General features: G+C 67.0%; 17 protein-coding genes. 2 read left to right on the forward strand and 15 right to left on the reverse strand.

The window, feature by feature from the left end; all coding sequences use genetic code 11:
- Nucleotides 1-782 precede the first annotated feature (782 nt).
- From BC793_RS36820 to BC793_RS36875, 12 genes are all read right to left on the reverse strand, one after another.
- Nucleotides 783-1,208, reverse strand: a complete 426-nt coding sequence (locus BC793_RS36820) for an HIT family protein (protein ID WP_109601084.1) — start codon at nucleotides 1,206-1,208, stop codon at nucleotides 783-785.
- Nucleotides 1,209-1,256: 48 nt separating this feature from the next.
- Nucleotides 1,257-2,015, reverse strand: a complete 759-nt coding sequence (locus tag BC793_RS36825; RefSeq protein WP_109601086.1) for an arsenate reductase/protein-tyrosine-phosphatase family protein — start codon at nucleotides 2,013-2,015, stop codon at nucleotides 1,257-1,259.
- A 308-nt stretch (nucleotides 2,016-2,323) separates the two neighbouring features.
- Nucleotides 2,324-4,159 carry a 1-deoxy-D-xylulose-5-phosphate synthase gene (gene dxs, locus BC793_RS36830; RefSeq protein ID WP_109601088.1) on the reverse strand — a complete coding sequence of 612 codons (1,836 nt, stop codon included), beginning with the start codon at nucleotides 4,157-4,159 and terminating at the stop codon, nucleotides 2,324-2,326.
- A gap of 9 nt (nucleotides 4,160-4,168) precedes the next feature.
- Nucleotides 4,169-4,834 carry a phosphatase PAP2 family protein gene (locus tag BC793_RS36835; protein WP_109601090.1) on the reverse strand — a complete coding sequence of 222 codons (666 nt, stop codon included), beginning with the start codon at nucleotides 4,832-4,834 and terminating at the stop codon, nucleotides 4,169-4,171.
- Nucleotides 4,831-5,151, reverse strand: a complete 321-nt coding sequence (locus BC793_RS36840) for a DMT family transporter (RefSeq protein WP_109601092.1) — start codon at nucleotides 5,149-5,151, stop codon at nucleotides 4,831-4,833. The genes BC793_RS36835 and BC793_RS36840 overlap by 4 nt, the downstream gene beginning before the upstream one ends.
- A 31-nt stretch (nucleotides 5,152-5,182) precedes the next feature.
- Entirely contained in the window at nucleotides 5,183-6,151 is a 969-nt protein-coding gene (locus BC793_RS36845; protein WP_109601094.1) for a lysylphosphatidylglycerol synthase transmembrane domain-containing protein, read from the reverse strand.
- A 9-nt stretch (nucleotides 6,152-6,160) separates the two neighbouring features.
- Nucleotides 6,161-6,754, reverse strand: a complete 594-nt coding sequence (locus BC793_RS36850) for a hypothetical protein (protein WP_211340657.1) — start codon at nucleotides 6,752-6,754, stop codon at nucleotides 6,161-6,163.
- Complete coding sequence (locus tag BC793_RS36855) at nucleotides 6,751-9,297, reverse strand: PEP/pyruvate-binding domain-containing protein (RefSeq protein ID WP_109601098.1); 2,547 nt, start codon at nucleotides 9,295-9,297, stop codon at nucleotides 6,751-6,753. Before BC793_RS36855 ends, BC793_RS36850 begins: the two co-directional genes overlap by 4 nt.
- Nucleotides 9,290-10,339, reverse strand: a complete 1,050-nt coding sequence (locus BC793_RS36860; RefSeq protein ID WP_109601100.1) for a Rieske 2Fe-2S domain-containing protein — start codon at nucleotides 10,337-10,339, stop codon at nucleotides 9,290-9,292. The genes BC793_RS36855 and BC793_RS36860 overlap by 8 nt, the downstream gene beginning before the upstream one ends.
- On the reverse strand, nucleotides 10,336-11,394 hold the full coding sequence (locus BC793_RS36865) for an aromatic ring-hydroxylating dioxygenase subunit alpha (protein ID WP_109601102.1): 1,059 nt from the start codon (nucleotides 11,392-11,394) through the stop codon (nucleotides 10,336-10,338). Before BC793_RS36865 ends, BC793_RS36860 begins: the two co-directional genes overlap by 4 nt.
- Complete coding sequence (locus tag BC793_RS36870) at nucleotides 11,391-12,458, reverse strand: Rieske 2Fe-2S domain-containing protein (RefSeq protein WP_109601104.1); 1,068 nt, start codon at nucleotides 12,456-12,458, stop codon at nucleotides 11,391-11,393. The genes BC793_RS36865 and BC793_RS36870 overlap by 4 nt, the downstream gene beginning before the upstream one ends.
- A gap of 40 nt (nucleotides 12,459-12,498) precedes the next feature.
- Nucleotides 12,499-13,446, reverse strand: coding sequence for a polyprenyl synthetase family protein (locus BC793_RS36875; RefSeq protein WP_211340658.1), 948 nt, complete (start codon nucleotides 13,444-13,446; stop codon nucleotides 12,499-12,501).
- 247 nt (nucleotides 13,447-13,693) lie between these two features.
- Here BC793_RS36875 and BC793_RS36880 point away from each other — a divergent pair, with 247 nt between their 5' ends.
- Together BC793_RS36880 and BC793_RS36885 are read left to right on the forward strand one after the other, a co-directional pair.
- Nucleotides 13,694-14,596 (forward strand): hypothetical protein, encoded by a 903-nt coding sequence (locus BC793_RS36880; protein ID WP_203896507.1) that lies wholly within the window; start codon nucleotides 13,694-13,696, stop codon nucleotides 14,594-14,596.
- The gene (locus BC793_RS36885; RefSeq protein WP_203896506.1) at nucleotides 14,593-15,312 is read left to right on the forward strand and encodes a transmembrane-type terpene cyclase; all 720 of its coding nucleotides are present in this window, start codon (nucleotides 14,593-14,595) and stop codon (nucleotides 15,310-15,312) included. Before BC793_RS36880 ends, BC793_RS36885 begins: the two co-directional genes overlap by 4 nt.
- Nucleotides 15,313-15,355: 43 nt before the next feature.
- Here BC793_RS36885 and BC793_RS36890 read toward each other — a convergent pair whose 3' ends face one another.
- From BC793_RS36890 to metK, 3 genes are all read right to left on the reverse strand, one after another.
- Nucleotides 15,356-15,787, reverse strand: coding sequence for a protein-tyrosine phosphatase family protein (locus BC793_RS36890; protein WP_109601110.1), 432 nt, complete (start codon nucleotides 15,785-15,787; stop codon nucleotides 15,356-15,358).
- A 500-nt stretch (nucleotides 15,788-16,287) separates the two neighbouring features.
- On the reverse strand, nucleotides 16,288-17,268 hold the full coding sequence (locus BC793_RS36895; protein ID WP_239170491.1) for a carbohydrate kinase family protein: 981 nt from the start codon (nucleotides 17,266-17,268) through the stop codon (nucleotides 16,288-16,290).
- Between the two features lie 9 nt (nucleotides 17,269-17,277).
- A complete protein-coding gene (gene metK, locus BC793_RS36900) occupies nucleotides 17,278-18,465 on the reverse strand; it encodes a methionine adenosyltransferase (RefSeq protein WP_109601112.1) in 1,188 nt (395 codons plus the stop codon).
- Nucleotides 18,466-18,651: the final 186 nt, after the last annotated feature.

An 18,651-nucleotide genomic window follows, 5' to 3' on the forward strand; every position in this document is an offset into this window, starting at 1 on the left:
CCTACCCAACGTCATCCCAGCAAACTAACCAAAATAGAAACAAAGCTATATTCATCGCACGGGTGACTTGACCCCGTTTAACACCAGCCACCTAGGCCGTGTCTTCACATGATCATGGCCATGGACGATGTACGGCGTCATCCGCCGCTATGAGCTGACCGACGCCGCGTGGAATCGTTGTCATCCAGGAAGTCCCCGCTTACCCGTCCGCCGGTGAGATCGCTGACGTGCCGACGAACTCGGCGGGATGGTCGGCGTGCTCAGGAAGGCAACGCCCGAGGAGAAGTGTTAGATGTGCCGCCATTCCGGGCTGCGGCTGACCTTCTCGCCGGAAACCAAAACGGTGCGGGCAGATGTAGATCTTACCGCGCACCGAGGGGGATCAGGTTGTGTCCGAGGGGGGGACTATTCCAACCCCCATGAGGCATTCCTTACACATTCGGACATCTGCTCAACGAGTGCGCTCGAACACCTGGCTGCGGCATTTTCCCACCTGAAGCCCAGGCTGCCTGGTCGCCGAGCCACGGCCGATCCCTCGACCAGCTGGCTGCTGCCAGCCTCTCTGGAGTTGCCGACGAAGCTCTTCTGTTACCTACCGTAGCCCTCTGGCGCGGGCCGAGCGCGATGCGTGGCTTGGCGAGGTCGGTGCCGCCTTCGAGTCCTTCGATCACACTTCATTCTTCCCTGCCTCGACGACGAGTCGGCATTGTTCGGGGAAGCTGAATCGGCTCGAACATCGTGGAGGAACCAGGCCTGTAGTACCTGCCCGGGTATCAGATCTATCAGGCAGTGACGGCCAAGTGGTCCTGCAAGATCGCTGTGGCCCGTCGTGCTTCGTTTGCTGTGCCCGTCTGGGCTGCTGCGAGGAAGTCTGTTCCACGAAGCGGGCTGGAGGCGGCTCGGGGGTAGAGCCACGCGTGGAAGTGCGGGACCCGGTCACGGGTGGAGACGAGGTGTACCCGCTCGGCTTCCACGGCATGGTGGATGGCTTCGTCGAGCCTGCCCAGCAGGCGTCCGAAGGACGCGGCTTCGGCGTCGGTCATGTCGGCGAAGTTCACGAAGTGCCGCACAGACCGCAGTAGTAATCCACCCGCAAGGGTGGTCTCGGCCGGCCCGTGGACGACTGCCCAGTGCTCATCGCGGTATACCCAGCCATCAGCCGGTTCGTGCTCTGCCACGGCCACGCAGTAGGTGCAGTGCTCCGCCAAGGTTCTCTCCTCGTCGATCGGGTCGCCCGGGTGTCGAGCGGCAAAGTCCTATGTCGCTGCCGGTTGGCCGAGACGGTGCAACAGGAAGCCGATGCGTTCGTCCAGTTCTGCAGCGGTGTCGCGAAATGCGGCGATGCCGCCCGGGCGGTTGGCGGGATCCGGTGTGCTCCAATGGGCGATGTTCTGCACCCCGGGAAACGGCGGGCACACTTCACGGACCCGGTCGCACAGGGTGATCACGTGGTCGAAGTGGTCGCCGGTGAATTCGTCGACATGCTTGCTGCGCGCGCCGGAGAGATCCACGCCGCGTTCGTGCATGACCCGGACCGCATCCTGGTGCACCGGTTTCGGCTGGATTCCGGCGCTGCGTGCCTGGACGTGTTCCGAGCTGCGCACGCGGAGCAGCGCTTCGGCCATCTGCGAACGGGAGCTGTTACCGGTGCAGAGAAACAGCACCGCCGCGGTCTCCGGTGCTGTGGAGGGCTGCGTCGGGCCTGCTGACCGAAGGGCCGGGTGCAGCGCACTGCCGGTTTCGGCCAGCAACTCGCCGCACCGTTTGAGGTCCAGGATTTGGTAGGAATCCCGGCCGTCCGCCGAGCTGCGCCGGGCCCGGACCAGCCCACTGCGGCGCAGTAGCCCCATGTGGTAAGACACGAGGTTCTGCGGCTTGCCGATGAGTTCCACCAGTTCCCCGACCTGCCGGTCTCCGGCAGCGAGCAGTCCGAGTATCTGCCATCGGAGGGGATGTCCGGCCAGCCGGAGGAAGTCAGGCGGCGCGATGGCTGGGGAAGACCGCGGGCGCTGCATGCCGCCGATGATACATCAAATCCAGGTGATGCATAGCTGGAGATCGATTTCATGCCGGGACGGCGGCAATTCACGGCTCTCTCGGCCGCTGGGTCGCTCTCGCCTGTCGCAACCGGCGGCGGTGAGCTCGGCAATCTGTGCAGCGTCGCGGTGACGTCTGCCGTAGGAGTGGTGGCCGTCTACTGCACCGAGATGGGGTGTCACCTCCGACGACGGAACCGACAGCGATCTGCCGGATGCGGTGGTGGGCCGGGCGGTCATCGTGGGCCGCAATGCCGAAGTGGACCTGCACGGCTGCTCTCCTCGGTCTACGGGGCGCCGACAGGCTCCAGGCCGGCGGTGTGGCGGGTGATGGCACGGGTGATGTTCTCCACCGTGAGGCCACATTCGGCGAGGACCTCGTTGCGGCTACCGTGATCGAGGAAACGGGTGGGGATGCCGAAGGTGATCACCGGGACCGTGAGCCCCTCGTCGTGGAGGCGCCGGACCAGCAGGGAGCCGAAACCGCCGCCTTCAATACCGTCCTCGACGCTGATCACCAGCCGATGCCGGCGTGCCAGAGACATCACACCGTGCCGGACCGGCTTGATCCACCGAGGATCGGTGACCGTGGCGCTCATCCCCAGTTCTTCCAGGCGTTCGGCCAGACCCAGACAGAGCCCTGCCATCGGGCCGACGGAGACGATCAGCACCTCCGGGCGGGGCCCGTGCCGCAGGATGTCGACGTTCTCATGTTGTGCGATCGCCGGGATCATGTCCGCGACGGCGCCCTTGGGGAAGCGCACCACGCACGGTCCGTGCTGCTCGGCCAGCGACTCCTCGAGCGCGGCCCGCAGGGTGTGCCGGTCGCGCGGTGCGGCAATCCGAAGGCCCGGTACCAGGTTCAGCAATGCGATGTCCCACATGCCGTTGTGTGAAGGACCGTCGTCGCCGGTGATTCCGGCCCGGTCCAGGACGAATGTCACGGGCGCCCGGTGCAGGGCGACGTCCATCAGCACCTGATCGAAGGCGCGGTTGAGGAACGTGGAGTACACCGCCACCACGGGCCGCATCCCCGACAGGGCCAGGCCGGCCGCCGAGGTGACGGCATGTTGTTCGGCGATGCCGACGTCCAGGACCCGCTCCGGGAACCGCTGCGCGAACGCCGCCAGTCCGGTGGGGCGCAGCATCGCGGCGGTGATCGCCACGACCTCGGGATGCCGATCACCGAGGCGCGCCAGTTCCTCCCCGAACGCGGACGTCCAGGAAGGGGCCGGCGCGGGCAGCGGACAGCCGAGGTCCGGATCGACCGCGGCGATGGCGTGAAACCGGTCTGCCGTGTCGTTCTCCGCCGGGGCGTAGCCGTTGCCTTTGCGGGTGAGGCAGTGCACCAGGACCGGTCCGCCGGCACGCACCGCGCTTCGCAAGGCGTCCTCGACCGCGGCAACGTCGTGCCCGTCGATGGGACCGATGTACGTCAGGCCGAGGGACTCGAAGAACGTCTCCGGCGGGTCGTCGAGCGACGGCGTGCTGGAGGGAATCGCAGTGGTGTCACCGTCCAGGAACCGTTCGAAACCGCGTGCCGTACGGATGGCTGCAAGATGGCCGGCCAGACCACCGACGGTGGGGGAGTAGGAGCGGCCGTTGTCGTTGACCACGATGATCACAGGGATGTCGTCGGCGGCGCTGATGTTGTTCAGCGCTTCCCAGGCCATGCCGCCGGTCAGGGCCCCGTCACCGATCACCGCGACGACCGCCCGGTCGCTCACCCCCTGGAGGCGGTAGCCGGTGGCGAGGCCGTATGCCCAGGACAGCACCGTCGAGGCATGGGAGTTCTCGATGATGTCGTGCTCGGATTCGGTACGTGACGGGTATCCGGACAGCCCACCCCGCAGGCGGAGACGGTCGAATTCGCCGACTCGGCCGGTGAGTAGTTTATGCACGTACGCCTGATGGCCGGTGTCCCACAGGATGCGGTCGCGCGGCGACTCGAACACCCGATGCAGGGCCAGGGTCAGTTCGACGACGCCGAGGTTCGGTCCCAGGTGACCTCCTCGCCGGCCGACTTTGTCGATCAGCAGGCGGCGTATCTCGGCGGCCAGGACAGGCACCTGCTCGGCGGGCACGGCGCGGGCGTCGGCGGGTGAACGAATGGACTGCAACATGTTGATCCCTCAGGTAGGTCGGTGAAGTAGAGCTGTTGCCGGGCGCTGGGTTGATCGCAGAAGGGTCCACACGGCGAATCCGGCGGCCGTGCCGATGAGAAGGCCGCCCACCACGTCATGCGGATAGTGGAGTCCGAGAAACAGCCGGGCCGATGCCGCCATGAGCGCGAGCGGTACGGCTATCACCGCCAGGCGTGGTGCGGCCGCGACCACGAACGCGGCCAGCGCTCCGGCGACGGTGGCATGGTTGCTGGGATACGACCAGCGCCCGAGGGGTGGACAGTGCTCCAGTGTGCGTACGTCGAGCAGAACCGCGCACGGCCGTACCTCTTGAACCAGGTGCTTGAGCACCTCGCTGATCAGATAGGCGGCGAGTACCCCGAGCATCGCCACGGCGAGGTGCCGTCGCCGGCTGCCGTCGTGGCGTGCCTCCGCCGCGGCGACGGCCAGGGCGCCGAGGAGCAGGAGCGCCGCACCGGGCAGCCATCGCCCGACGGTACCGGCCCATGACGGCCAGCCGGCCGTCGTTGCGGTGACCGCCCGGTAGAGGTCGACGGACCAGCCGGTCCTGACGACCGCCGGGTCGTTGCCGACCTGCTGCCACGGCGTCAGCGCAAGGCCCACGGCGACCGCGCCGAGCAGCGATGTCGTGGCCACCACCAGCGGCGTTCTCACGGGGCTTCCGCCAGGTTCAGCACCACCACGCCGGCGATGACCAGCAGAATGCCGGCCACCTTGCCCACGCTGAACTGCTCATCGAAGGCGAACAGCCCGATCACGGCGATCACCGCGGTGCCCACTCCGGACCAGATGGCGTAGGCGACGCTGATCGGGATCTGTTTTACCGCGATCGCCAGCAGCGCGAACGACACCAGATATCCGGCGCCCATCACCACCGTCGGCCCCCAGCGGCTCAGCCCGTTGCTCAGTTTGAGCGCGGTCGTGCCGGTGACCTCGGCGGCGATCGCGCCGAGCAACAGAATCCATGCCATCAGGCCTCCAGGAACGTCGATGGTCCGGCCGTCAGGCCGGTTCTTGCGCCGGCAGCCGGCGCCGGGTGATGAAGACCGCGAGCAGGAACGGCACCCCCACAACCATCTGGGTCAGTACCTGTTGCAGGTGGAATACCAGCGCGAACGCGAGCACCGCCTCGCCTTGGACACCGAGCAGCCCGAAAGCGGTGAAGACCCCGACCTCAAACGTTCCGACGTGCGCCGGTGCGGACGGCAACAGGTTGAGGGTGTCCACCAGGAACAGGACGAAGGCAGCAGCCGCCAGGCCCAGTGGCAGATCCAGCGCGTGCTGGATCGCGACGACAGCGGCGAGGTCGAGCATCTCACCGAAGACCGCCACAACGAGCGCGACGGCCAGCCGGCGGTTGTCGCGCATGAAGTACAGTCCGTCGCCGAGCCGGCGCACGATGGAGGGCCGGGATCTGCTCCGATCACGGCGCGCGTAGACCGCCAGCAGGACGACCAAGGTGCCCATGGTGATGGCGAACAGCAGCACCGCGTTGCCGGCCCAGCCGGGCAGTGCTTCCACCAGCCACGGTGCCGGTAGGGCCAGAACCGCCAGGCCGACACCCTCGAACAGCTTCTTGATACCGATCAGCGCACCTGTGGTGGCGGCCGGCACCTCATCGCTGCGGTGCAGCAGCCAGACACGCAGCCCCTCCCCGGCCCGCGCCGGAGTGATGGCGGAGGCAGCCTGTGACGTCAGCTCGAAGCGCAGGAGCCGACCGAACGGAGGGTGGTGACGGGGTGCGAGCATGATGGACCAGCCCCATGCACGCACCCCGTGGCCGAGCACGCCGAAGAGCATGGCCAGGGCCAGTGGGCCGGGCGCGGCCTGCCGCAGGGCGCTCGTCAACCGAGCGACGTCGAGACCGCGCAGGAACCACCACAGAGCGATCAGCGTTCCGCCGATGCAGACGATCCGGAACGCCGTGCCTGCTACGCGTTTCCGCCGGGCCTGCCCTTCGAACCGTGCCATGCCCGTCCGCTACCGCCGCTGTACAGCGCCGCCATGAGGCAGTCGCCGAGCCGCGGGCGTGTCCGGGCGCAGGGCACGCTCACGGTCGAACGCGCCCAGTAGCGCGTCGACGGTCAGCCCAACGTGGGCGCGTACTTCGGCGACGGACCGGTCCTGCCAGTCGGCCCACGCCACCTGGTGCAGCGGACGGATTCCGCTTCGCCGTCCGAAGTCCGCGGCCAGCGCGAAGACCCGGCAGTCGAACCCGGTCAAGTGGTAGGGGCCGCGGTAGACGAGCCGCGAGCACCATTGGTAGAGCACCTCCTGCCAGCGGGTCAGGGTGCCGCTCGCGCCCATCGTGACGCCGATGACGAATGCCTCGTCCTGCGGCAGCATGCCGCGGCCGAGCACGATGTGGATGCAATCATGACCGAACAGGTCGATGGCGCCCGGCAGCGCCAGAGGGCTGGCCGGGTTTTCCAGGGCACGCACGTACCAGGGGATGGCGAGCGCGGGGTCGCCAGGCATGCCGGCGTATGCGTCGCGGAGGGCGACGTCGCCGTCGAGGCCTGGACTCCAGCCACTCAGCGGTGGACGGTCGGCCATGTCGCGGCTTCCTTTCATGAGCAGTGCACCACTCCTCGGTCGCCGTCCACCGTGACGAGCTGACCGTCGGCGATGCGCTTGGTGGCGTCGGTGACGCCCATGACGGCGGGAATGCCGTACTCGCGGGCGACGATGGAACCGTGCGACAGCACGCCGCCGACATCGGTGACCACGCCGCCGGCCAGGGCGAGCAGCGATGACCACGCCGGGGTGATGTACGGCGCGATCAGGACCTCGCCGGCCCGTAGCCGGTCGAAGTCCCGTGGCGAGGTGATCCGCCGGGCGCGGCCGGTGACGCGTCCGGGACTGACCGGGGAGCCACGCAGCCCCGAGCCTGTCCGCTCCCGGGTCGAGCGCCCGAACAATGCCAGCGAGGTGATGTCGGCCCGGCCCAGGTGGATACGCATGTCCGCCGGCACCTGATCCGGTGGGCTGAGCCGTTTGCGATGCTCGCGTTCGGTACGGCGGGCAGCGACGAGGTCAGCCAGGTCGGGGGGCGGTTGCGTGCCACCGGCGGCCCGCAAACCGTCCAGCAGTTCGTCACGGTGGAGATGGAAGACGTCGTCGGGGCGGGGGAGCACTCCCGCGGTGGCCAGCCGCCGTCCCAGTTCCAGATATCCACGGCGGAGGAACGGCCAGCCCAGCGTGAAGTAGAACAGCGCCTCGTCGCGGATGATCGCGGATCGGCGGGCCCACTCCAACAGGGTGGTGAGGGTCTGCCGCCGTACCGGTGCACGCCGGAGAGCGGCCAGCAGCTTCCGGAGGTTTTCGTCGCGGCGCCGGGACAGCCCCGCCAGGCGCACCGCCGGCGCCTCCAGAGTTGCACTGCGATACGCCTCGATCGCGGTGAGGTGGCTCGACGGATCCTCCGACGGAGTCGCCTCGATGAAATCGAGGTTGTACACCTGGTGCCCGTATCGCCGTAGGAAGCCGGCGATCTGCTCGTCGGCCGCCGGGCCGGTCAGCTGAGCGGCCCGGTGTAGCAGCAGGTCCGCTTCGAAGGTCTTGGTGTGGTGTCCCTGCAGAAGCGCGCCGGGACCCGGCAACTCACCCCCGATCCCGCGAGTGATCCACGGGTACGCGGTGGACAGCAACCATTCGCTGACGTTCCAGTACCAGGCGAGGCCGCCGATGACGGCCCAGTACTCACCGCTGAGCTGCTCCGCTTCGCCGATCATGTCAATCAGCTCGTCGGTTCCGGTCGCCTGGACGTCGACTGATCCCAGTGCCTCGAGCCGGTCGAGGTGGCGGGGCAGAATCACCTGGCGCCAGTGCCGGATCAGCGGCGACAGGTGGAATCGCAACCACCGGGCGATGAGACCGACGGTCCGCAACGGATGCCGGTTGAGGTGGAAGTCGAGCCGGAGGTAGGCGTATCCGTTGACCGTTGCGGACATCGGCTTCGGCAGCAGAGGGTTTCGCCGTTGCACATGTTCAGGCCCGGCCCAGTTGCTCGCCCACTTCGTCACGAGCGTCGGGAACAGGGTAGAGGCGAACAGCGGCGACAGAGGTTCCGGCAGCCAGGAGTCGCAGATGCTGATGCGCGCCCACCACGCACCGGGGATGGGGCTCTCCCAGCGTGCGTCCTGCGCGGCAGCCGGTGGCCGTGCGGTGGTGATCGGCCGCGATTGCAGGATCGTGAAGCGTCCGTCGGCGATGGCCCATTCGATGTCCTGGGGTGCGCCGAAGTGGTGCTCTATGCGCAGACCGAGTCCGCTCAGTTCGAGGACCTGCTCCGGTGTCAACGACGGTGTGGTGCGGAGCGCGGCGCCGACGGCACGGACGGTGGTTCCCGACTCCTCTGCCGGAGAGCTCATGACCTGCTTGTCCGCGATGTCGCTGCTCATGATGCGGGTGCCGTCGCGGGTGACACGGAACCGGTCCGGATCGACCAGGCCGCTGACCACCGATTCGCCGTAGCCCCACGCGGCCTCGATCACCATGGTCTCGGCGTGACCACCCGGGACGGCAGGACTGTGCGGATCAGCGGTGAACAGCACCCCGGCTGATTCGGCCTGCGCCATGGTTTGAACGATGACCGTCATGGCAGCCGCGGTGTGGGGGATCGCGTGGCGGGTGCGGTACCGCACGGCGGCTGGTTCCCACAGCGAGGCCCAACAGCGCCGTACCGCTGCGGGCAGTTCCTCGAACGAGACGTCGAGTTCGGTGTGGTACTGGCCGGCGAAGCTGGCTCCGGCGGAGTCCTCGAACGTGCCGGAGGAGCGCACCGCGGCCCGTTGGCCGGCGGGGATGACCCGGTGCCACGCCAGGGTGAGCGCTGACAGGGTCTCGTCGGGCAGCTGCAGCCCGAGGATCAGCTCGCGGACGTCCGCTGCGGCTTCCTCGAGATCGGCGCCGTTGTCGGCGGGCACCGCGGCGAGGCGTTCGATCGCGGCCCGCAGTGATGTTCCGGTCAGCTCGGCGAAGATTTTCATGGGAAGGCAGAACCCGGGTGGGACGGGGACGCCTGAGGCGATCAGGTCACCGAGATTCGCGGCTTTGGCACCGACGTCACCGCTGTCGGCAGCCCGCAGGTCTGTCAGGAATATCAGGTCAGACACGGGCGTCCGCCCGATCGACCCAGCTCTGGTAGTGCTTGCGGAATCGCCGTACTCCGTGATCGCTGTCCAGGTAGATGCCGTGCTCGTCGCCTTCCCGGATGGTGTTGAAGATCGGCAGGTCCTGGTTGGAGGTGAAGGTGATCTCCAAGCGGTTGACCAGCAGGTTGAACAGGTCGCGCGCCCGCCGGCCGCTCTTCTCCACGGCGACGGTGATGTGCTGCACGGTGCGGTTGGCCGCGATCGGCGTTGCGGCGAGGAGCAGCTGGTACTGCTCGGCGCCGTCCGCCAGGTAGGAGATCCGCTGGCCCGCCGCCCAGCCGTCGACGCGTAGGACGAACGAACCGGCATTCGTTCCGAGCAGCCGCGTGATGTTGCCGAGCCGGCCGGCGTAACGCGGCCATGTCAGCTCGGCGCCCACCCAGACGTCCGGCGACATCGGTGCGCCGTGATCGCGGAAGACCCCGGGATCGTCGACCATACGCAGGCTGGGATGGCCGGCGACCTCCAGACCGTGCAACTCGATGAGATGGTCGGGGTCGTAGGTGTTCTCCATGATTCGCCGGACGGTGGCGTTGGTCGTGTCGGCGAGACGGAAGTGGCGGTATCTGTCGGTGTGTGGCGCCATGGAGGGCATGTCGGGCAGGTCGAAGATCGGTTCGGGACCGCCGTACCAGACCCACACGTATCCGTATCGCTCGACGACCGGGTATGGCGGGGAACTGGCCGCGGCCGGAATGCGCTCCGAGCCGGGAATCGCGGCACAGCTGCCTGAGGTGTCGAAGCGCCAGCCGTGGAAGGGGCACTCCAGCAGGCCGTCGACCAGTCGTCCCCGGGCCAGGCTGGCGCCCATGTGCGGGCAGTGCCGCCGCATGATGACCGGCCGGCCGCCGGCCCCGCGCCAGGCCACCAGCTCCTGGCCGAACAGGGTTACCGGCCGGGGCTTGCGCCCCAATGTGGCCGAGGGCAGCGCCACGTACCAGCTCGCTGCCAGGTGAAGGTCACGCGACGTCTCGGCTGGAGCGGTGTTTCGCCTGGCTCTCATGACGCCGCCGATCTCTGCGACTCGGCGGACTCCGCCCGGTCCGCCCAGGAGTCGTAGTGCTTACGGAAGCGCAGGACACCGTGGTCGTATCGGACCGGCACGGGGGCAGACTGCTCGTCGGTGTCCCGGTAGATCGCCAGATCCTGCAGGGTGCCCTGCAGATGCTGCGCGCGGTAGGCGAGATAGGCGAACGCGTCGCGTGCCCGGTGCCCGGACCGGCGTACCAGCGACCAGCCGCGCATCACTGTGCGGCCTGGCGCGACCGGCGTGATGCCGAGCAGTTCCTTCGCGATCACTTCGTCGTCGAGCAGGAAGGTCAGCCGTTGACCGCCCGGCCATCCGTCCACGAGCAGATGGAAACGGTCGGCCCGGATACCCAGGCACCGCACGGCCCGTGGAATGTGCAGACCCTTCGACTCCAGGACCGCTCCCATCCAGGCCTGCGGGGCGATGGGGGGACCGTTCTCCGCGGTGTCGGCCGGGTCGGAGAGCAGTTGCAAGGTGACCGGCTCACCGGACCGCATGCCGTGCAGGTGCATGAAGTGGTAGTAGTCGAAGGCGTTCTCCAGCACTCGCCGTGGCGAGGCCGGAGTCGTGTGCCGGAACCGGTACGCGAGGTATCCGTCGCGGCCGGCGTCCAGGGCAGGCACCGCGGGCAGCGGATATGCCGGTGAGTCTCCGCCGTACCAGGCCCAGAGGTAGCCGTACCGCTCGACGACCGGATAGGTCCGCAGGGTCGCGGTCTGCGGTATCCGGGCGACACCCGGTACGGCGACGCACGATCCGGAGCCGTCGAACTGCCAGTGATGGAACGCGCAGCGAAGGCTACCGCCGACGACCTTGCCGTCGGCGAGGCTGGCGCCCAGATGCGGGCAGTGTCGTTGCATGACGGCCGGCCGGCCGGCGCTATCACGCCAGGCCACCAACTGGCGGCCGAACAGGTCGAGGGCAAGCGGCTTGCGTTGCAAGCTGCGCGTGGAGGCCGCGATGTACCAGCCGGCGGCCAGGCGGTATCCGGCAGCTTCCGTGGCGCGCTGAGGCAGGACGGCCGTCATGACGGCGCTCCGGATCGGATCGGATCGGCGTCCACCCGGTCGACCCAGGACTGGTAGTGCTTGCGGTATTTGAGCAGCCCGTTGTCGTAGCGGACGTACGAGCGGCCCTCCTCGGCCCGAGTGTGGTTGTAGATCGGGATGTCCTGCGCGGTGCCGCCACGGCTCTGGCCGTACAGCAACATCAGGTCGAACAGCGTGCGGGAGCGCCGGTGGGATTTCTTCACCAGCGCCCAGCCGCGCTGGCGGGTCAGGCCGTCACGGACCGGGGTGATGGCCAGGAACACCTTGTAGACCTCCTTGCCGTCGATATAGCCGGTGTATCGCTGCCCGCCGGGCCAGCCGTCGACCAGGAGCTGGAAGTTCTCGCCGGAGAAGTAGGTCGCGGCCTTGGCCAACAGCCATTGGGACGGCTGTTTCAGCAACGGGTACTGCTGGACCCGGCCGTCGAGCCACGCTCCGAAAAAGGCGTCGCCGTGGATCGGTGAGCCGTTGTCGCGAGCTTCCTCAGGGTCGTGCAGGACCCGGAACTCGAGGGGATCCATGGCGAGGCCGTGAAGTGTCAGGAAGTGGAAGTAGTCGATGGCGTTCTCCAGCAGTTGGCGGGCGGTGCCCGCGGTGCTGTCGTCGAATCGGAAGCCGGTGTACTGGTCGCGGTCGACGTCGAGAGCCGAGAAGTCGGGCAGCGGGAAGATCGGTTCGGCCCCGCCGTACCAGGCCCAGACGTATCCGTACCGCTCCTCGGTCGGAAAGGGTGCCAGACGCGCGGTCGAAGGGATGCGCGCGGAGACCGGGATTCGCACACAGGCGCCGGTGTTGTCGAAACGCCACCCGTGGAAGGGGCACCGCAGCGTCCCGTCGACAACCTTGCCGACGGCCAGGCTGGCTCCCTGATGAGGGCAGTAGCGGGGCAACAGGGATGGGCGGCCGGCGCCGTCGCGCCAGGCGACGACCTCACGACCGAACAACTGCAGGGGTACGGGCTTGGCGCCGAGTTTGTTCGAGGGCATGGCGATGTACCAGCTCGCGGCGAGATCCGAGGCACTCGGCCGAAGGATGTCGGACATGGTGTCCCTCCACGGGATGTGGCGTGGTCGGTCGAGGGCCTCAGCTCATCCGCACGCCGACGAAGTCGGCTATCGCCAGCAGCGGCACCGCGCGAACACCGAGTGGGGCGAGGTCTCGCTTGGCGTCGGTGATGAGTTCAGCGGCCCGGCGGCGCGACGCGTCCAGGCCGAGCAGCCGCGGGAAGGTGGCTTTGCCCGCCTGTTCGTCCTTGTGCGGGGTCTTGCCGAGGACTTCGCGGGTCGACGTTACGTCGAGGATGTCGTCGACGATCTGGAAGGCCAGTCCCAGCTTCTGGGCATAGCTGCGCAGCCGGGTGATGGTGTCCTCGTCGGCGCCGGCCAACACCGCTCCGGTCACCACCGCGGCGACGAGCAGCGCGCCGGTCTTGTGGGTGTGGATGTACTCGAGTGTCTCCAGATCGATGTCGCGGCCCTCGTACGACAGGTCGACGACCTGGCCTCCGACCGCCCCGTCGACGCCCACCATCTGGATCAGGATCTGCATGACCCGCAGCATCCGGTCGGGTGGGACGCCCCGGGTGTTGAGCATCAGGAATTCCAGCGAGTACGCCAGCAGCGCGTCACCGGCGAGCAGCGCGATGGCCTCGCCGAAGACCTTGTGGTTGGAGAGCCGGCCACGCCGGTAGTCGTCGTTGTCCATCGCCGGCAGGTCGTCGTGGATCAGCGTTGCCGTGTGCAGCATCTCCAGTGCGCACGCACAGGCCAGTGCGGTCTCGGCCGTGCCGCCTCCGGCCTCGCAGCCGGCTATGCACAGGGCCGGGCGCAGCCGCTTGCCGCCGGACATCAGTGAGTACCGCATGGAGTCGAACAACTGCTCCGGATATGCCGGCAGGACAGCGCGTTCGAGTTCGTTGTTGACGATTTCCTGCCGATGATGGAGGTACTCGGCAAGATCAAATTCTGCCACGGCTTCAGCGCGGAGCTCCCCCGAATAAAGCATGAACGGGAAGCTAGCACCGGGCGTCATGCGCGTCAATGTCTCATGGTCTCGACTATCCGGGTGAAGTTCGAGGCGGCGACCCGGGCAGTTCTTGCTGCCGACTCGGAAGATCAAAAAGTGGCTTGACATCGATGGAGGGCGAACACATGATGGGCAACCGTGCCGCAGCGAGGCGCTGCTTTCATGATCATTTGAGTGAGGTCCCAGCAGTCCAGAAGGTATGCATCATCCTGATTTATTGCATCGGGGGGAAACGTGGTAATGTGTTTCGTCGGTGTCGATCATCGTCGTCGGCGGTTGCCGCTATTTAGGTCAAGACCGCAGGCGAGGTCCGTGGCGGCGGGCGGGAAATGCGCCCATGAATAAGTCGGCAAATGACTCTGCGGCGCCACCCGATCGAATATTGTTCGAACCGGCACGTAAAGCGGGACGAATTTTCAAAGACTATGTTCTTGACCTCTATTTCCCGGCTCATGCCCTGTCCTGGTGGCAGCGTGTCTGGTGCGCTCCGTTGCTTTTCCTCGTCGAATATCTTGTCTACCGGGTCGATTCCGTCACGGAGCGCTCCCAGCACATCGACCTAGAGGTGACACGCGCCGCCGACTACGACACCTTGCACCGGTACAAGGCAGCGTTTGCGCGCCTGTTGCGGGGCCTGGGTGTACACAGCGACGCGGTGGCCGCCCAGTTGGACGCCGGTGAGCAATACGTCAGGCTGGAGAATCGGGTGACTTCCGGGCCTCAGCCGTCCGCGGTCGAGGTGCTCCGGCTTGTCGAACTGCGCCCTTCCGATGTCCGGTTGCTTCACGCGATGATCTTCGGACTGCTCCGACGTCCCGCCGATCAGCGCATGCTCGATCTGCTGTGGCCGGTGGAGGTGCTGGCGGACATCGGCAACGACATCAGCCATGCTTCCGGCGACATCGCCGCCGGCCGGTTCAACACCTACGGCGTCTTCCTGCGGCTCTATCACGATGAGGCGCCGCAACGGCTGCGGACGGAAATCGAACACTACGAACGGCTGTTCCACGAGCGGCTGGCCGAGCTGCCCCCAGGCCGGCGGCAGGATCTGAAAGACCTGTGTGAGCGCCGGTACCGGCCGTTGATCCGGGGCCTGACCGATCTGCCGACGGCCCTGCGCCCCACCACCTCGCCGCAGCCGGAAGAGAAGTCGTGATCTCAGACGCCGTCGTAGTCACGGGAGTGATCTGCGTCCTGTTCTGGATGATTGCCTATTTCGGGATCATCTACCGCGGTTTCCGCGACCAGAGCTTCGGTATGCCGATCACCGCACTCGCGGCCAACCTTTCGTGGGAGGCGTCCTACGGCTTCATACTCGATCCGATGGGCGACCACATCCATCTGCTGAGCATTCCATGCTTCTTCATCGATCTGGTCATCGCCTGGCAATGTCTGCGATATGGGCGGAAGGACTTCCAGGAGCCGCTCATCCAGCGCTTCTACCCGGCGATCTTCTTCGGAGCCATCGTAATTGCTTTCCCGATCGTTTTCCTTGGATTCCTGGAATTTGAGGATCCCGACGGTGAATACACCGGCTTCGGCATCAACTTCATGATGTCGATTCTTTTCATCGCGATGCTGCTGAGGCGGGGAAGCTCCCGAGGGCAATCCCTTTACATTGCAATCGCCAAATGGCAAGGCACACTGTTTGCCTGGATCGCGACAGCTCTGACCGTCACCACGAGCGCCACGAACCAGTGGCCCGACAGTCTCGGCGAATTCTTCTCGGTGAGTCTCGGGCACACCGAGTACCCCCTGACGCCGCTGATCAACGTCCTCTACGGGGTGACCTTCGTCGTCGACATCATCTACATCGTTCTCCTGTACCAGCAGCTCAGGGCCGAGGGAAAGAACCCGTGGCGGCGCCTCTGAGTCGCGCGGGCCGGGCCGATCGGCCCGGCCCGGCCCGCTGTTGTCAGGACGGGAAACGGAGAACGTACCGGCGCTGCCACGGGGTCTCGACGGCGTGCCGCGAATAGTTACGACGCACGAAATCAACGGCTTCCGCGGCTTCCACACCATCGATCACCGCAAGGCACGCCAACGCCGTTCCGGTGCGACCGCGCCCGCCGTTGCAGGCAACCTCGACTCGCTCGGTGGCGGCGCGTTCCCATGCTTCGCGCAGCGCTTCCTCGGCATCGTGGCGGTCAGACGGCAGCCAGAAGTCGGGCCACTTGATCCAGCGGCTTTTCCATGGCACCTCCGGTGGGCGCCGGCCGCCGAGATATACCGCGAAAGATGGCTTCTCGCCATCGGGTATGGGGCGTCGCAGGCCTCTGCCGCGAATGATTCTCCCAGAGGGCAACCTAATGGCGCCGTCAGTCTGGGGATTCCAAGTCCCGGTCATATCGGAATGCTAACACGGAGCCGGTGTGTCCATCGATGAAGTAGGAGCACCGCACGCGTTCGGTACCGTTTGTGATGACGATATGGAGATCGATTTCATGTCGAATGGCCGTGCGGATGGTTCAGGCTGGGGGCCGTTGTGACGGTCGAGATGTTCGTGGGTGGTGGCACCAGTCCGGTGCTGCCTGGGTCGTCAGTTGCCTGGCCGCGAGGCCGTGATTCGTCTCAGCTCGCAGGCTAACCATCGAATTGATTTGATGCAACTTGATCTGCTCTGTCCTGCTGCTGACGGGGCACGGCGGGTCCGGGCTACAGGTAGGCAAGCATTCTGGGTCTGGAAGACCTCCCGTCGTGCCGCAGCCGGCAGTCCACGACTGTCTTGATCGACGCGGGGACACACGAACGTCGACGTCCTGCCCTTGCCGCCGGGCCGACACCGTGGAGACATGGCTGCCGGAGCATCCCGGCGTGCAGATGGTGTGCCGGACGCCGCGGCGTCAATCAGCTGGCTGTGCCGAGCGAGCGGGTCCACCCTCGGGCCTGATGGCTGGACGGCGGAAGTTGAAGATCGAGAGAGTCGTATTCCTGCGTGCCGTGGCTGCGCAGCACGAGGGCTGCAAGTCGGCAGCCCAGCGTTGCTGCATCGGCTGGTGTGGCTCCATGCAGGACGGCGGTGAGGAAGCCGGCTCGAAAGGCGTCCCCGGCACCGGTGGGGTCCACGACCGCGGATACAGGGTGGGCCGGGATCGTCGTCGATCCCGTACGATCGGCGATTCTCACTCCGGAGGATCCCATCGTGGTCACCACTGTGGCGGTCCGGTGCACGACATCGGCTGTGGACAGGCCGGTCTTGGCGAGCAGCAGTTCGAACTCGTACGCATTGCTGAACAGGAAGGCGGCGCCGGTGATGAAGTCGAGCAGCTGAGCCGCGTTCATCCGCGCGAGCTGCTGCGAAGGGTCGGCGGCGAACGTCCAGCCGCGCCGACGGCAGGTGTCCGTGTGGCGGATCATTGCCTCCGGCTGGTCCGGCCCGACGAGAACCAGCCGAGGGTTGCCAACCGCCGTCCCGATGACGTCAAGATCGATCGAGGCAGCTTCACCCATGGCGCCTGCGTAGAAGGATGCGATCTGGCAGTTGTCGAGGTCTGTGGTGCAGACGAAGCGTGCGGTGTGCTGCGTTGTGCTGATGTGCACGTGTTCGGTGCAGACTCCGCTCAGCTCGAGCCGGTTGCGGTATCCGTCGTCGAAGTCTGCGCCGGCCGCGCCGACAAGTAGCGGGCGGCCGCCGAGCCGGGCCATGCCGTAGGCGATGTTGGCGGCCACTCCTCCGTCCCGGACCGTCAGGTCGTCGACGAGGAATGACAGCGACACCTGATCGAGTTTTTCGGCGATGAGCTGGTCGGCGAACCGGCCTGGGAAGGTCATGAGGTGGTCGGTCGCGATGGACCCCGTGATCAGTACCGGTCCGATGTGGTCCGTCATGGTGGGGGCCTATCCGACCAGGTTCTTCAGGTCTTGGGCGCGGTCGGTGCTCTCCCAGCGGAGATCGGGCAGCTCACGGCCGAAGTGGCCGTACGTCGCGGTCTGCTGGTAGATCGGGCGCAGCAGGTCGAGGTCGCGGACGATCGCGGCCGGGCGTAGGTCGAAGACCTCCTTGATGGCCTTCTCGATCCGCTCGACCGGCACGTTCTCGGTGCCGAACGTCTCGACGAACAGGCTGACCGGGTGGGCCTTGCCGATCGCGTAGGCGACCTGGACCTCGCACCGCTCGGCGAGTCCGGCGGCGACGACGTTCTTGGCGACCCAGCGCATCGCGTACGCCGCGGACCGGTCCACCTTCGACGGGTCCTTGCCGGAGAACGCGCCGCCACCGTGCCGGGCGTAACCGCCGTACGTGTCCACGATGATCTTGCGGCCGGTGAGCCCGGCGTCACCCATCGGGCCGCCGATCTCGAACCGGCCGGTCGGGTTGACCAGCAGCCGGTAGCCGCCCGTCTCCAGGCCGAGCTCCTCCAGCTCGGGGGCGATGACGTGCTCGCGGACGTCCGGCGTGAGCAGGGACTCCAGCGAGATGTCGGCGGCGTGCTGTGACGACACGACGACCGTGTCGAGCCGAACCGGGCGCAGCCCGTCGTACTCGATGGTGACCTGGGTCTTGCCGTCGGGGCGCAGGTAGGGGATCGTGCCGTCCTTGCGCGCGGCCGACAGCCGGCGGGCCAGGCGGTGCGCCAGTGCGATCGGCAGCGGCATCAGTTCGGGCGTCTCGGAGCAGGCGAAACCGAACATCATGCCCTGGTCGCCGGCACCCTGGCTGTCCAGCGAGTCGCCGGCTTCGCCCTCACGCTGCTCGATGGCGGTGTCGACACCCTGCGCGATGTCCGGCGACTGCGAGCCGATGGAGACGCTCACGCCGCAGGAGGCGCCGTCGAAGCCCTTCTTCGACGAGTCGTAACCGATGCCCAGTACGGTTCGCCGGACGATCTCCGGGATGTCCGCGTACGCCCCGGTGCTCACCTCACCGGCAACGTGCACCTGGCCGGTGGTGATCAGGGTCTCCACCGCGACGCGGCTACGCGGGTCCTGCGCGAGCAGGGCGTCGAGAATCCCGTCGCTGATCTGGTCGGCGATCTTGTCCGGGTGGCCTTCCGTGACCGACTCGGACGTGAACAAACGTTGCACGGTCTCACCTTCCCGTGGACTTGCACAATAAGTCGGTCTTCCACCGTGGAGTCTCGCTCAAGCGAGCCGTCGCCGGAGCGCCATCGGGGTGGCTCGAGGGCCCCTTGCCTGCAGGGCCGATTGACGGTTGAACGTCGCCAGGCCTTGGACAATGAGTGCCACCCGGCACCACCTCGCCGGCCATCC

Source organism: Actinoplanes xinjiangensis (assembly GCF_003148685.1).
In the GTDB taxonomy this organism is placed as follows: domain Bacteria; phylum Actinomycetota; class Actinomycetes; order Mycobacteriales; family Micromonosporaceae; genus Actinoplanes; species Actinoplanes xinjiangensis.